This window comes from Pantoea sp. YR525, assembly GCF_900116775.1.
Lineage (GTDB): Bacteria > Pseudomonadota > Gammaproteobacteria > Enterobacterales > Enterobacteriaceae > Pantoea > Pantoea symbiotica.
Genome location: NZ_FPBU01000001.1, coordinates 392276 through 406652, shown reverse-complemented (window position 1 = coordinate 406652; position 14377 = coordinate 392276). Strand labels below are relative to the sequence as shown.

Sequence of the window (14377 nt, the reverse complement as noted above, 5' to 3'; positions counted from 1 at the left end):
AAAGCTGGCCCTGATGGGTTTCCGCTGCGTTTCCTCCATTAATCTGATGTTGCAATTACGGTCCATCTGTAAAACTTATTACCAACAAACACGGCGCGGCGCGCACGCCGGTTATGCCTCGGCTACATCAGGATTTCGTAGCGGCAGGAATGCGCGGTAACAACCTTCAGGAGGACATTCCTGTGAATAAATCAATGTTAGCGGGTATCGGTATCGGCGTAGCAGCAGCGTTAGGCGTTGCCGCTGTCGCCAGCATGGATGTCTTCGATCGCGGCCCGCAGTTTGCACAAGTTCTGTCGGCGACGCCGATCAAAGAGAGCATCAAGCAGCCGCGACAGGAGTGTCGCAATGTGACGTTGACCCATCGTCGTGCGGTGCAGGATGAGAATCGCATTGCCGGCTCGGTGCTGGGTGCAGTAGCGGGCGGCGTGTTGGGCCATCAGTTTGGTGGCGGACGCGGACGCGATGTGGCTACGGTAGCGGGCGCGTTGGCCGGTGGTTACGGTGGTAATCAGGTGCAGGGTGCGCTGCAGGATCGCGACACTTACACCACCAACGAGCAACGTTGCAAAACGGTATACGATAAGCAGGAAAAAATGCTGGGTTATGACGTGACCTATAAAATAGGCGACCAGCAGGGCAAAATCCGCATGGAAAATGACCCTGGCACCCGCATTCCGCTCGACCGTAATGGTCAGCTGATCCTGAATTCGAATCAGGCCTAATTGGGCAAAGATGCATCACAGCAGCAGTAACAAAAAAGCGCCGCAAGGCGCTTTTTTCGTATCACACATCATCTCAGCCGTAGGGTCGCCATTCATGGCGACCTCCCGAAACACAACATCAAACCCGGTTTTTCGCCAGCTCGCTGACAAAACTCTGCACCCATTCCATACGGATTTTCCGGTCCGCCATGTCTCGGGTGAATTTCAGGCGCGTTGGGCCATCCAGTTTCCACTGCTTAGGATCTTTCTGCAGCAGGCCAATCAGCCAGCCTGGATCAACCTGATTCTGCGGCGCAAACTCGAAGAAGCCGCCTTTGTCACTGGCTTCAATCTTACGAATCCCCAGCTGACGCGCCACTAAACGCAGCCCGGCGATATCCAGCAGATTGCGTGCGGCATCTGGCAGTTTGCCGAAGCGGTCAATCATCTCGACCTTCAGCTCCGCCAAATCCTGCTCATCCGCCGCGCTGGCTACGCGCTTGTAGAGCGACAAGCGGGTATTCACGTCCGGGATAAAATCATCCGGCAACAGAGCAGGCATACGCAATTCGATTTCGGTTTGATTGCTGGTGAGATCTTCCAGCGACGGCTCGCGGCCCGCCTTCAGCGCATCGACCGCATTCTCCAGCAGCTCCATATACAGCGTGAAGCCGATGGTTTCCATCTGTCCGCTCTGGTCTTCGCCGAGCAGTTCACCCGCGCCGCGAATCTCCAGATCGTGGGTTGCCAGCGCAAAACCGGCGCCAAGATCTTCCAGCGACGCGATAGCTTCCAGACGCTTCTGCGCATCGGTGGTCATCGCTTTTGGATGCGGCGTCAGCAGCCATGCATAGGCCTGATGGTGTGAACGTCCCACGCGGCCACGCAATTGGTGCAGCTGCGCCAGACCAAAGTGGTCGGCGCGTTCGATAATAATGGTGTTGGCGCTGGGAACGTCGATACCGGTTTCGATGATGGTGGTACACACCAGCACGTTAAAGCGCTGATGGTGGAAGTCATTCATCACCCGCTCGAGATCGCGTTCGCGCATCTGGCCGTGACCAATGGCAATACGCGCTTCCGGCACCAGATCGGCCAGTCGCTGCGCTGCTTTTTCGATGTTCTCCACATCATTGTAGAGATAGTAAACCTGGCCGCCGCGCAGCACTTCACGCAGAATCGCCTCGCGCACCACCAAGCTGTCGTACTCGCGCACAAAGGTTTTCACCGCCATGCGTCGTGCCGGTGGCGTGGCAATAATCGACAGATCGCGCATGCCGCTCATCGCCATATTCAGGGTACGCGGAATCGGCGTGGCGGTGAGCGTCAGAATATCGACATCGGCGCGCATCGCCTTGATCCGCTCTTTGTGACGCACGCCAAAGCGGTGCTCTTCATCGACAATCAGCAGGCCGAGATCGTGCCATTTCAGGTCGTTGGACAGCAGCTTATGCGTGCCAATCAAAATATCGACTTTGCCCTCGCGCGCCTGTTCCAGCACCTGACTCTGCTCTTTGGCGGTGCGGAAGCGCGATAGCATTTCAATGCGCACCGGCCAGTTAGCGAAACGATCGCGGAAGTTGTCGTAATGCTGCTGCGCCAGCAAGGTGGTGGGCACCAGCACCGCGACCTGTTTGGCGTTCTCAACCGCGAGGAACGCGGCGCGCATCGCCACTTCGGTTTTACCAAAGCCGACGTCACCGCACACCAGACGGTCCATCGCCAGCGGCTGACACATGTCGCTCAGCACCGCGTTGATCGCCTGGCCTTGGTCCGGCGTGGTTTCAAACGGGAAGCCTTCGCAGAACAGCTGATACTGATCGCGATCGTGCTTAAAGGCGAAGCCGGTTTTGGCTGCGCGCTGAGCGTAGATATCCAGCAGCTCGGCCGCTACGTCGCGCACTTTCTCGGCGGCTTTCTGTCGCGCGCGCGACCAGGCATCGCTGCCGAGTTTATGCAGCGGCGCATTCTCATCGGCGCCACCGGCATAGCGGCTAATCAGATGCAGCGATGAAACCGGCACATACAGCTTGGCGTCGCCCGCATAGGAGAGCATCAGATATTCGGCCACGATGCCGCCGGCTTCCAGCGTGGTCAGGCCGATATAACGTCCAACGCCGTGCTCCAAATGCACCACTGGCTGGCCGGGATGCAGCTCGGCAAGGTTGCGGATCAGCACATCAGGATTGATGGTGCGGCGATTATCCTGGCGACGACGACTGACGCGCTCGCCAAGCAGATCGCTTTCGCAGATCAATGCCAGCTGGCGTTGCGTATCGATAAAGCCGCGCTCGCTGGCGCCAATCATCAGACTGTGCGGCTGATTGGCGGCCTGATCAAAGTGATCGATGGCATGTGGACGCAGTTTGATGCGCGTCAGCAACTCTTGCAGGCTTTCGCGGCGGCCTTCACTCTCCACCGAGAAAATGACCTGACCGCTGAATTGTTCAAGGAACTGACGCAGCAGATCGAGTGGCGCTTTGGCCTGCGCCTGCACGGTTAATTCCGGCAGCGGCTGATAACCCAGATTGGTATTTGCCGCTTTCTCCGGCAGCGTGTCGCTGCTTAGCTGCATGCGCGGCCAGGCTTTCAGTTCACTCATTAGCGTGTCAGGACGCAGCCAGAGCGTAACTGGCTCCAGTAACGGACGCATTGGATCGATACGGCGATTCTCAAAGCGCGCGTTGGCGTCTAGCCAGAAGCGCTCGGCGCTGGCCAGCAAATCGCCGCTGTTGAGCAGCAGCGTGTTGGCAGGCAGATAGCTAAACAGCGTTGGCAATTCCTGCTCAAAGAACAGCGGCTGCCAGTATTCGATACCGGCAGGCAACGTGCCTTTGCTCACCTGCTGATAGACGTGCTCCGGCTCGCGCCGAACGTCAAAGGTTTCGCGCCAGCGGCTGCGGAACAGCTCGATGGCGGCTTTATCCGTGGGGAATTCATGCGCAGGCAGCAGGTTAATCGCGTTGACCGCTTCCAGCGTGCGCTGGGTATCGACATCAAACAAGCGCAGGCTGTCAATCTCGTCATCAAAGAAGTCGATGCGATAAGGTTGATCGCTGCCCATCGGGAACAGATCGAGCAGCGCACCACGCGTGGCGTATTCGCCGTGCTCCATCACCTGATCGACATGGCGATAACCGGCCTGCTCCAGCTGATCGCGCAGCGCATCGCGCGACAGCTTTTGCCCTTGCTGCATCACCAGCGCATGGCCGTGCAGGAAGCTGTGCGGACATACGCGCTGCATCAGCGTGTTGACCGGCATAATCAGCATACCGCGCGTTAAATTGGGCAGTTGATACAGCGTGGAGAGGCGAGCAGAGATAATGTCCTGATGCGGCGAGAAACTGTCGTAGGGCAGGGTTTCCCAGTCAGCGAGGTTAGTGACCGGCAGATCGGTGAACTGGCGTATCTCCTCCTGCAGACGCAAGGCAGATTGCATATCCGGGGTAATCATCAACACCGGACCGCTATGGCGTTCGGTGATACTGGCACACTCAAGCGCTTGCGCGGCGCCGACTAGCTGGCCGAGCTGGCGATGGTCGCCGGCTTTGACTGGCAGGGTATAACGACTCTGTTCCGACATGGGATCTCGACATTCTCTCCTTGGATTACAGGGCGTCATCATTCCATAATCCGCCCTGAGGATCATCTGTCGTTTCTGAGTTTCTGCCAGGTCGCCATAAATGACGCCCCTACAAAACCCCCACGAATCACTTACTCGATTGCTGTGTGTAGTGCATACGTGGGCGATCGACATTGGCCCATGACAGCTCTTTCTCCAGATGGTAGCTGTGATTGCCGTCGTCCCACTTCACGTAATAGCCGGTTGGCGCATCTCCCTGTTCAAAAACGTTAACGATCTCGCCTTTAATTTCACCCGATTTGTGTTTCACAATACTGCTTTTGGGGAATTTGAACATGGTGTACTCCTCATCGCCTACGGTAATTCACCTTTAAGTCTACGCCAGCCTATGACTAATAAACGTACAAATAACATCATTAATTTGTCGCAATTTTATGCATAAGCGTTGGCTGGTACGGTTTTTGACACAACTTTGCCGCAGACTCAGAGGGTTAGAGGTTTCATAAAGGGGACGCCTCCTTTATCATCCCACTACTTATTTTCAGGCAACTGCCAAGACGGATCTCATGTATCAACCAGTCGCGTTATTCATCGGTTTGCGCTACATGCGTGGACGTGCCTCAGACCGCTTTGGTCGCTTCGTCTCCTGGCTCTCTACTATTGGCATCACGCTCGGCGTTCTGGCGCTGGTCACCGTGTTATCGGTGATGAACGGCTTCGAGCGCGAGCTGGAAGGTAATATCCTCGGCCTGATGCCGCAGGCGCTGATCACCAGCGACAAAGGCAGCATCAACCCAAAGGAATTGCCAGCCGAGGACCTCAAGCTGCAAGGTGTTAAGCGCATCGCTCCGCTCACTACCGCCGATGTGGTATTGCAGAGCGCGCGTAACGTTTCGGTCGGCGTGATGCTCGGCATCAATCCTGACGAACAGGATCCGCTGACGCCATTCCTCGTCAACACCCAACAAAGCGTGCTGCAAGCGGGCCAGTACAACGTCATCCTCGGTGAACAGCTGGCTTCACAGCTGGGCGTGAAGCGTGGCGATCAGCTGCGTTTGATGGTGCCGTCGGTCAGCCAGTTCACGCCGGTGGGGCGTTTGCCGAGCCAGCGTATTTTCACCGTGGCCGGCACATATGCTGCCAACAGCGAAGTGGATGGCTATCAGATTCTGGTTAATCAGCAGGATGCATCACGTGTGATGCGCTATCCGCTCGGCAACATCACCGGCTGGCGTTTGTGGCTGGATAAGCCGTTGAGCGTTGATGCGCTCAGCCAGCAGAAACTGCCGGATGGACTGGCGTGGAAAGACTGGCGTGAACGCAAAGGCGATCTGTTCCAGGCGGTGCGCATGGAGAAAAACATGATGGGGCTGCTGCTGAGCCTGATCATCGCGGTGGCGGCCTTCAATATCATTACCTCGCTCGGCCTGCTGATCATGGAGAAGCAGGGTGAAGTGGCGATCCTGCAAACGCTGGGTTTGACCCGCCGTCAGATTGTCGCGGTATTTATGGTGCAGGGCGCCAGCGCAGGGATTATTGGCGCGCTGCTGGGCACCGTGCTTGGCGTGCTGCTTGCCAGCCAACTGAATAATTTGATGCCGGTAATTGGCCTGTTCCTCGATGGCGCGGCGCTGCCGGTCGACATCAATGTGTTGCAGGTGATCACCATCGCGCTGGTCTCGATGGCCGTCGCGCTGCTCTCTACTCTTTATCCGTCGTGGCGCGCTGCCGCCGTCCAACCCGCTGAGGCTTTACGTTATGAGTAATACTCCTTTGTTGCAGTGTCGTGACCTGTGCAAACGCTATCAGGAAGGCAGCGTGCAGACCGATGTGCTGCGCAATGTGGCTTTCAGCCTGCAGCCGGGTGAACTGACGGCGATTGTCGGCAGTTCCGGTTCGGGTAAAAGTACCTTGCTGCATCTGCTTGGCGGCCTGGATGCGCCTACCTCGGGCGATGTGATTTTTGATGGTAAATCGCTGAATGCGATGTCGTCCGCCGCGAAAGCCGAGCTGCGTAACCGCGAGCTGGGCTTTATCTATCAGTTCCACCACTTGCTGCCGGACTTTAGCGCGCTGGAGAATGTGGCTATGCCACTGCTGATTGGCAAAATCGGCAAAGCGGAAGCTGAGTCACGCGCGCGTGAAATGCTGGCGGCGGTCGGGCTGGAAAAACGTGCTGCGCATCGGCCTTCTGAGCTGTCGGGCGGTGAACGTCAGCGTGTGGCGATTGCCCGCGCGCTGGTGAATCGTCCGCGTCTGGTGATGGCCGATGAACCCACCGGTAACCTCGATGCGCGCAACGCCGATGCAATTTTCGAACTGCTGGGCGAGCTGAACGTCAAGCAGGGCACCGCTTTCCTGGTAGTGACGCACGATCTGCAGCTGGCCAAACGCCTAAGCCGTCAGATGGAGATGCGCGACGGTGAGCTGAGCGACCAACTGACGCTGGGAGTGATCTGATGGCTTCGTCATTATCCCTGCTGCTCGGGCTGCGTTTTAGCCGCGGTCGGCGGCGTGGTGGCATGGTCTCGCTGATCTCCATCATCTCCACCATCGGCATCGCGCTAGGCGTGGCGGTGCTGATCATCGGCCTGAGCGCCATGAACGGCTTTGAGCGTGAGCTGAACAACCGCATTCTGGCGGTGGTTCCGCACGGTGAAATCGAGCCGGTGAACCAGCCGTTCCGCAACTGGCAACCGATGATCGCACCGATTGAGCAGGTTGCTGGCATTGCCGCCGCTGCGCCCTATATCAACTTCACCGGGCTGATTGAGAGCGGCGCGAAGCTGCAAGCGCTGCAGGTGAAAGGCGTCGATCCGCAGCAGGAAGCGCGTCTTAGCGCCTTGCCGAGCTTTGTTGCCGGTGATGCGTGGTCACAGTTCGCGGCCGGTAAACAGCAGATCATTCTGGGTGGCGGCATCGCCAAATCGCTCAACGTTAAACAGGGCGACTGGATCACCATCATGATCCCGAATAACGATGGCGAGAATAAGCTGCTGCAGCCGAAACGCATTCGTTTGCAGGTCAGCGGCGTGCTGCAACTGAGCGGCATGCTCGATCACAGCCTGGCGCTGGTGCCGCTGGCCGATGCGCAGAAGTATCTGGATATGGGCGACAGCGTCAGCGGTATCGCGCTGAAGATGAATGACCCGTTCCAGGCGCAGAAGCTGGTGCGAGACGCCGGTGAAGTGACGCACTCTTACGTCTATATCAAGAGCTGGATTGGCACTTACGGCTACATGTACCGTGACATCCAGATGATTCGCGCCATTATGTATTTAGCCATGGTGCTGGTGATTGGCGTGGCCTGCTTCAACATCGTTTCGACGCTGGTGATGGCGGTGAAAGACAAGAGCAGCGACATCGCGGTGCTGCGTACGCTGGGCGCCAAAGATGGTTTGATTCGCGCCATCTTTATCTGGTACGGCTTGCTGGCGGGCCTGCTCGGCAGCGTCAGCGGCGTGGTGGTCGGCGTGCTGGTGGCGCTCAATCTCACGCCGGTGATGCGTGTGTTTGAGCACCTGACCGGACATCAGCTGCTGGCGGGGGATATCTACTTTATCGATTTCCTGCCGTCCGAACTGCACTGGATTGATGTGATTTCGGTGCTGGGCACCGCGATTGTTCTGAGCCTGATTGCCAGCTGGTATCCGGCACGACGCGCCAGCCGTATCGATCCGGCCCGCGTGCTTAGCGGTCAGTAAAGATAAAACGCAGCCGCCGTGCGGCTGCTATTATCGGGCAGATAAGCCCGAAAAATACCCGACGCGCGGCGATAAACGCCGCAGATAAGGAGCTTTTATGCGCATACCGCGCCGCCGCCTACGACTCGCCCGCGACAAAAAAAACCGCCGCAAGGTGCATCAGCGCTTTCGCCAGCGCATCTTCGAGCGCGATCGCAAAGCTGAACTGGCCGCGCATCCGCAACCGCGCGTGGTGGTGCTGACCGGCGCGGGTATCTCCGCTGAGTCGGGTATTCGCACGTTCCGCGCCGCCGATGGCTTGTGGGAAGAGCACCGCGTGGAAGATGTCGCCACGCCGGAAGGTTTTCAACGCAATCCGGCGCTGGTGCAGGCGTTTTACAATGCGCGCCGCCAGCAGCTGCAGCAGCCCGAAATTCAGCCCAACGCCGCGCACAAAGCGCTGGCGGAACTGGAGCAGGTGCTGGGCGATAACTTTCTGCTGGTGACGCAGAATATCGATAACCTGCACGAACGCGCCGGCAGCCAGCGCGTATTGCATATGCACGGCGAATTGCTGAAGGTGCGCTGTGTCAGCAGTGGACAAGTGCTCGATTGGACGGAAGATTTAACCCCGGACGATCGCTGCACCTGCTGCCAGTTCCCGGCCATGCTGCGCCCGCACATCGTGTGGTTTGGTGAAATGCCGCTAGGGATGGAGGAGATTTATCAGGCGATTGAGCAGGCGAATCTGTTTATCGCCATTGGCACCTCGGGCCATGTCTATCCCGCCGCCGGTTTTGTCCACGAGGCGAAACTGCAGGGCGCGCATACCGTGGAGCTGAACCTGGAACCGAGCCAGGTCGGCAATGAGTTTGCCGAGCGTCATTACGGTTTAGCAAGCGAAGTGGTGCCGGAGTTTGTGCATACGTTTTTGCGTGGGTTGTATAAGTAGTTTTGTGCGCGTTTTCCCTCATCCCAACCTTCTCCCAGAGGGAGAAGGGGCTAGACGGAACCCTCTCCCGCTTGCGGGAGAGGGCAGGGTGAGGGGAAGTCGCAGAGGACTAACGTCCCGCCTTCAGCTTCTGGAACAGCGTCTCATACTGCACGCTGGCTTCACCGACATCGTTCTGCCACTCGCCGTTTTTAATCACGTCTTCAGCAGGATAAAGCGAAGGATCGTTGGCTACTTCATTTGGCAATAACTTCTTCGCTGCCAGGTTTGGCGTGGGATAACCAATGGTTTCCGCTACTTGCGCCGCCACGTCTGGACGCAGCAGGAAGTTAATCAGCTTCAGTGCGCCTTCACGGTTTTTCGCGTTGGCGGGAATCGCCAGGTTATCCATCCAGAAAATCCCGCCTTCCTGCGGCCAGATAATCTGTAGCGGCGTACCCGCCTGGCGCGCAACGTAGGCGGAACCGTTCCAGATCATGCCAACGTTCACTTCGCCTTCCATAAACGGGTTGCCCGGATTATCGGAGTTAAACGCCAGCACGTTCGGCATCAGCTTTTTCAGCTCTTCATAAGCGGCTTCGATCTGTTTGGGATCGCGGGTGTTGCCAGAATAGCCCAGCTTGCGCAGCGCCATCTGGAACACTTCACGCGCGTCGTCGGTCAGCAGCAGGCTCTGCTTATACTCTGGCTTCCACAAATCAGCCCAGCGGGTAATGCTTTTGGCATCTACTTCGTCGGTGTTGATGCCAATGGCAGTGGCGCCCCAGATATACGGGATCGAGTAATCGTTATTAGGATCAAACGGCTTATTCAGCAGGTTAGGATCGAGATTTTTGAAGTTGCTGAGCTGGGATTTATCGATCTTTTGCAGCATGCCTTCATTACGCATCTTGGCGACGAAGTACGTTGAAGGCACCACCAAATCGTAAGCGCCATCTTTCCAGGTCTTCAGCTTGGCATACATGCTTTCATTGGATTCGTAGGTGGAGTAAATCACCTTGATGCCAGTCTCCTTAGTGAACTGCTCCAGCAGTCCCGGCGGCACGTATTCAGTCCAGTTATAGAAGTAGAGCGTTTTGCCGGCATCCGCCTGCGCGCTCTGCATGCCCAATGCCAGCGCCCCAGCCGCCAGCCAATGAGACCACTTTTTCATCGATTATCCTCTATTTGGTTTTATCACGGAGCAACAGCTGACTGAGCGCCACCAACAGCAGCGACAGCAGCAGCAAAATTGTCGCCAGCGCGTTCACTTCCGGTGACACGCCAACTTTAACCATCGAGTAGATTTTTAACGGCAAAATTTCGAAGCTCGGGCCGGTGACGAACGACGATACCACGACATCGTCCATCGACAGCGTAAAGCTGAGCAGCCAACCCGCTGCGACCGCCGGTAGCGCCAGCGGCAGCAGAATTTTGCGCAAAATGGTGACTTCGCTGGCACCGAGATCTTTGGCGGCTTCCAGCATGCGCACATCAAACCCTTTCAGGCGCGAATAGACGGTGATCACCACAAACGGCAGGCAGAAGGTGATGTGCGAGAACAGCAGCGACCAGAAGCCAAGCGAAATGCCCAGCAGCATAAACAGCACCAGCAGCGAAATTGCCATCACAATATCCGGCGACATCATCACCACAAACAGCATGCCGCTGACGAACGGTTTACCACGGAAGTGATAGCGATAGAGCGCGACGGCGGTCAGCGAGCCGATAATCGTGGCGCAGCTGGCGGAGAGCACGCCCATCAACAATGAATGCTGTGCCGCCTGAATCAGGCTGTCGTTGTTCATCAGCAGGCGATACCACTGCGTGCTGAAGCCCTGCCAGTTAATGCCGAAACGCGAACTGTTGAAGGAGTTGACGATCAGAATGATGATCGGGATATAAAACCAGGCGTAAATCACGGCCATGAAGCCGCCACGTAACCAGCGCGCCATCATTGCAGTTCCACCTTGCTGTTCAGCGTACGCGCTGCGCGCCAGTAAGCCAGCAGCATCAATCCCATCAGCAGCGTCATCACAATGCTGGTGGCGGCACCGAATGGCCAGTCGCGGATATTCAGGAACTGGCTCTTGATTACGTTGCCAATTAACAGGTTTTTCGCGCCGCCCAGCAAATCCGCCACAAAGAACAGGCCCATCGCCGGGATAAACACCAGCAGGCAACCGGCGACAATGCCCGGCATGGTCAGCGGCAGAATGATGCGTAAGAAGGTTTTCACTTTATTGGCGCCGAGATCGCGCGCCGCTTCGAGGCAGGACTTATCCAGTTTTTCCAGGCTGGAGTAGAGCGGCAGCACCATAAACGGCAGCAGAATGTAGATCAGTCCCAGAATCACCGCTTCCGAGGTGTACATGATGCGAAACGGTTTATCGATCACCCCAAGCCACAGCAAAAATTCATTCAGCCAACCGCGTGTGCTGAGGAAGATTTTCAGGCCATAGATGCGGATCAGCGAGTTGGTCCAGAACGGCACAATCAGCAGGAACAGCATCAGCGGACGCAGGCGCGCCGGCAGTTTCGTCAGACACCAGGCAAACGGATAACCCAGCAGCAGGCAGCACAGCGTGGCGATAAACGCCATATTCAGCGAGTGCAGCAGCACGTCGGCGTAAAGTGGATCGAGCAGTCGCGTGTAGTTATTGAGGGTGAAGGCCATACTGACAAAATGCGCATCGTCGCGCGTCAGGAAGCTGGTGGCGAAGATCATCAGGTTGGGCAGCAGCACAAACAGCGCCAGCCAGCTGACGATCAGCGCGACAATCACTTTCTGCAGACGGTTACGCATCAACTTCATACGGCAGCACCACCTCCCAGTTTGGCACCCAGCTGACCGCCATTTTCTGGTTCAGCGAGTGATCAAAATCGGGATCGTCTTCGTTGAAGAACTCGCTCACCGTCAGCAGCTTGCCGTTCTCCAGCTCAACGGTGGATTCCAGCGTCATGCCTTTATAGTTGCGCTCGCGCACGTAGCCGATCAGGTTGTCGCTACGGCTGTCGTGATCAATCTCTTCGACGCGCAGATCTTCCGGGCGCAGCAGCACAAGTAGCTTATCGCCCGCGCTGACCGGGAAATCACATTGCAGCTCACATTCACGGCCTTCCACGCGCGCGCGGATAGTGGGCGCATGGTCGCTGTTCAACACCTCGGCATCGAACACATTTATCTCGCCGATGAAGCGCGCCACAAACAGGTTGGCGGGCTCTTCGTAAATCTCGCGCGGCGTGCCGTCCTGTTCGATGCGGCCATCGCGCATCACCACGATACGATCGGACATAGTCAGCGCTTCTTCCTGATCGTGGGTGACGAAGACAAAGGTGATGCCGAGCTTACGCTGCAGCGCTTTGAGCTCGTTTTGCATCTGGCGACGCAGCTTATAATCCAGCGCCGACAGCGACTCATCCAGCAGCAGCACTTTCGGGCGATTGACCACCGCGCGCGCAATCGCCACGCGCTGCTGCTGACCGCCAGAAAGCTGATGCGGACGGCGATCGGCAAAACTCTCCAGCTGCACCATTGCCAGCGCATCGTTAACGCGCGTGGTGATCTCGGCCGCTGGGGTTTTCTGCATACGCAGACCAAAGGCGACGTTCTCAAACACTGACATGTGCGGAAACAGCGCGTAGCTCTGAAACACGGTGTTGATGTGGCGATGCTCGGCGGGCAGATCGGTGATGTCATTATCATCAAGAATGATGTGACCGCGATCGGCATCTTCCAGCCCGGCAATCAGCCGCAATATGGTGGTTTTTCCGCAGCCGGAAGGGCCAAGCAGCGTGATGAACTCGCCGTGACGGATGGTCAGGTCGAAGTCAGAGATGATGCTTTTGCCATCGAAAGCTTTACTGATGCCAGAAAGCGTAACCAGCGCAGGCGCGCGTGTTTGCGTCATTTTAGTCACTCAGTCTGATGGTGAATCAGGTTACAGCATAGCCGCTGGTGGCCGCTTGCTGTGATGAAGGGCGCGATGATACCGCAAAAATGTGTCAATGCCATGTTTTGCCACGGATTTACCTTGAAAACTCTGAAAAATGCCGGAGTATGCGTTACGGATAAGTCGGACAGGCGATAGTGAGCGAATTTCAGCGCAATTCACGTTGAGAGAGCTAACCTGAAGGATAATGATTTGACGCAACATGGTGCCATCAGGCCACCATGATAATGACGCAGGTTCTTTAGAGGGATGACAGATGGATCAATTACTTGAGCGTTTTCTCAGTTATGTCGCAGTAGAAACTCAGTCAAAACCTCAGGCACGACAGGTGCCAAGCAGCGAAGGGCAGTGGACGCTGGCGCGCCAATTACAGGAAGAACTCATCGCGCTGGGCTTTGTTGATGTCTCTCTGAGCGATCATTGCTGTGTGATGGGCACCTTGCCGGCTAACGTCGATTGGGCCACGCCGGTGATCGGCTTTATTTCGCATATGGATACCTCACCGGATTTCACCGCTAAAAACGTCAATCCGCAGATTATTGAAAATTATCGTGGTGGCGATATCGCGCTCGGCAACGGCGATGAAATCTTGTCGCCGGTGATGTTCCCGATCCTGCATAAGCTGATCGGCCATACGCTGATCACCACCGATGGTAAAACCCTGCTCGGCGCAGATGACAAAGCCGGTATCGCCGAGATCATGACCGCGATGGCGCGTCTGGCAAAAAGTGATACGCCACACGGCGCGATTCGCGTGGCCTTCACGCCGGATGAAGAGATTGGTCGTGGCGCATCGCACTTCGACGTCGAAGGCTTTGCCGCCGATTGGGCGTATACCGTTGATGGCAGCGATCTCGGCGAGTTTGAGTTCGAGAACTTCAACGCCGCCACCGCAATGGTCAAAATCACCGGCAACAACGTGCATCCGGGCAGCGCCAAAAATGTGATGGTCAATGCGCTGGATCTGGCGATGCGCTTCCACGCGGAATTGCCTGCCAAAGAGAAGCCGCAGTTCACCGACGGTTACGAAGGCTTCTTCCATCTGCACACCATCAAAGGCACGGTTGAGCATGCCGAGCTGATGTATTTGATCCGTGATTTTGATGCTGACAGCTATGAACAGCGTAAACAGCTGCTGGAAGAGATTGGCCAGCGCGTCAGCAAAGGGCTGCAAAGCGAGTGTTCGGTGAAAGTTGAAATCAGCGATAGCTATCGCAACATGCGCGAGAAGGTTGAACCGCATCCGCACATTATTGAGTTAGCGCTGCAGGCGATGCGCGATTGTGGCATTGAACCGAACGTCAAACCAATTCGCGGCGGCACCGACGGCTCAGCGTTGTCGTGGAAAGGATTGCCGTGCCCGAACCTGTTTACCGGCGGCTACAACTATCACGGCAAGCACGAGTTCGCCTCACTTAATGTGATGGCGCAGTCAGTGGATGTGATTGTGCGTTTGGCTGAGCTGGCGGGACAGAAAAAGTAACAGTATCCAGGTGCGCAAAAATGCGCACCCTACAACGTCG

Annotated in this window: 12 protein-coding genes; 6 read left to right on the top strand and 6 right to left on the bottom strand. The window is 56.7% G+C overall.

Features of this window, described 5'->3' with window-relative positions:
- Positions 1 to 182: 182 nt before the first annotated feature.
- Positions 183 to 725, top strand: a complete 543-nt coding sequence (locus tag BM323_RS01840) for a glycine zipper 2TM domain-containing protein (protein WP_007885735.1) — start codon at positions 183 to 185, stop codon at positions 723 to 725.
- Positions 726 to 843: 118 nt separating this feature from the next.
- Here the strand turns inward: BM323_RS01840 and mfd are convergent, their stop codons facing one another.
- Positions 844 to 4287, bottom strand: coding sequence for a transcription-repair coupling factor (gene mfd / locus BM323_RS01835; RefSeq protein ID WP_008103030.1), 3444 nt, complete (start codon positions 4285 to 4287; stop codon positions 844 to 846).
- Between the two features lie 127 nt (positions 4288 to 4414).
- Entirely contained in the window at positions 4415 to 4624 is a 210-nt protein-coding gene (locus BM323_RS01830; RefSeq protein ID WP_008103029.1) for a hypothetical protein, read from the bottom strand.
- 229 nt (positions 4625 to 4853) lie between these two features.
- On the opposite strand from BM323_RS01830, the gene lolC reads away from it, so the two are divergent.
- From lolC to cobB, 4 genes are all read left to right on the top strand, one after another.
- Positions 4854 to 6053, top strand: a complete 1200-nt coding sequence (gene lolC / locus BM323_RS01825; protein WP_008103027.1) for a lipoprotein-releasing ABC transporter permease subunit LolC — start codon at positions 4854 to 4856, stop codon at positions 6051 to 6053.
- Positions 6046 to 6747: a lipoprotein-releasing ABC transporter ATP-binding protein LolD gene (lolD, locus tag BM323_RS01820; protein ID WP_008103026.1), complete on the top strand. Its 702-nt coding sequence runs from the start codon at positions 6046 to 6048 to the stop codon at positions 6745 to 6747. The genes lolC and lolD overlap by 8 nt, the downstream gene beginning before the upstream one ends.
- Positions 6747 to 7991, top strand: a complete 1245-nt coding sequence (gene lolE, locus BM323_RS01815) for a lipoprotein-releasing ABC transporter permease subunit LolE (protein ID WP_008103023.1) — start codon at positions 6747 to 6749, stop codon at positions 7989 to 7991. The genes lolD and lolE overlap by 1 nt, the downstream gene beginning before the upstream one ends.
- Positions 7992 to 8088: 97 nt before the next feature.
- Positions 8089 to 8922, top strand: coding sequence for a Sir2 family NAD+-dependent deacetylase (gene cobB / locus BM323_RS01810; protein ID WP_008103022.1), 834 nt, complete (start codon positions 8089 to 8091; stop codon positions 8920 to 8922).
- Positions 8923 to 9031: 109 nt separating this feature from the next.
- On the opposite strand, the gene potD is transcribed toward cobB, so the two are convergent.
- From potD to potA, 4 genes are read right to left on the bottom strand one after another with little or no spacing between them, the layout of a single operon-like run.
- A complete protein-coding gene (gene potD / locus BM323_RS01805; protein ID WP_008103020.1) occupies positions 9032 to 10075 on the bottom strand; it encodes a spermidine/putrescine ABC transporter substrate-binding protein PotD in 1044 nt (347 codons plus the stop codon).
- A 10-nt stretch (positions 10076 to 10085) separates the two neighbouring features.
- On the bottom strand, positions 10086 to 10859 hold the full coding sequence (gene potC, locus BM323_RS01800; protein WP_008103018.1) for a spermidine/putrescine ABC transporter permease PotC: 774 nt from the start codon (positions 10857 to 10859) through the stop codon (positions 10086 to 10088).
- On the bottom strand, positions 10856 to 11716 hold the full coding sequence (potB, locus tag BM323_RS01795) for a spermidine/putrescine ABC transporter permease PotB (RefSeq protein ID WP_008103017.1): 861 nt from the start codon (positions 11714 to 11716) through the stop codon (positions 10856 to 10858). The genes potC and potB overlap by 4 nt, the downstream gene beginning before the upstream one ends.
- Complete coding sequence (potA, locus tag BM323_RS01790) at positions 11700 to 12812, bottom strand: spermidine/putrescine ABC transporter ATP-binding protein PotA (protein WP_008103014.1); 1113 nt, start codon at positions 12810 to 12812, stop codon at positions 11700 to 11702. The genes potB and potA overlap by 17 nt, the downstream gene beginning before the upstream one ends.
- A gap of 298 nt (positions 12813 to 13110) precedes the next feature.
- Here potA and pepT point away from each other — a divergent pair, with 298 nt between their 5' ends.
- Complete coding sequence (gene pepT / locus BM323_RS01785) at positions 13111 to 14337, top strand: peptidase T (RefSeq protein WP_008103012.1); 1227 nt, start codon at positions 13111 to 13113, stop codon at positions 14335 to 14337.
- Positions 14338 to 14377 lie beyond the last annotated feature (40 nt).

Bases quoted from the DNA above. Each gene is read 5' to 3' on its own strand.
- mfd (WP_008103030.1), bottom strand. From the start codon at position 4,287: ATGTCGGAACAGAGTCGTTATACCCTGCCAGTCAAAGCCGGCGACCAT.
- BM323_RS01830 (WP_008103029.1), bottom strand. From the start codon at position 4,624: ATGTTCAAATTCCCCAAAAGCAGTATTGTGAAACACAAATCGGGTGAA.
- lolC (WP_008103027.1), top strand. From the start codon at position 4,854: ATGTATCAACCAGTCGCGTTATTCATCGGTTTGCGCTACATGCGTGGA.
- lolD (WP_008103026.1), top strand. From the start codon at position 6,046: ATGAGTAATACTCCTTTGTTGCAGTGTCGTGACCTGTGCAAACGCTAT.
- lolE (WP_008103023.1), top strand. From the start codon at position 6,747: ATGGCTTCGTCATTATCCCTGCTGCTCGGGCTGCGTTTTAGCCGCGGT.
- cobB (WP_008103022.1), top strand. From the start codon at position 8,089: ATGCGCATACCGCGCCGCCGCCTACGACTCGCCCGCGACAAAAAAAAC.
- potD (WP_008103020.1), bottom strand. From the start codon at position 10,075: ATGAAAAAGTGGTCTCATTGGCTGGCGGCTGGGGCGCTGGCATTGGGC.
- potC (WP_008103018.1), bottom strand. From the start codon at position 10,859: ATGATGGCGCGCTGGTTACGTGGCGGCTTCATGGCCGTGATTTACGCC.
- potB (WP_008103017.1), bottom strand. From the start codon at position 11,716: ATGAAGTTGATGCGTAACCGTCTGCAGAAAGTGATTGTCGCGCTGATC.
- potA (WP_008103014.1), bottom strand. From the start codon at position 12,812: ATGACGCAAACACGCGCGCCTGCGCTGGTTACGCTTTCTGGCATCAGT.
- pepT (WP_008103012.1), top strand. From the start codon at position 13,111: ATGGATCAATTACTTGAGCGTTTTCTCAGTTATGTCGCAGTAGAAACT.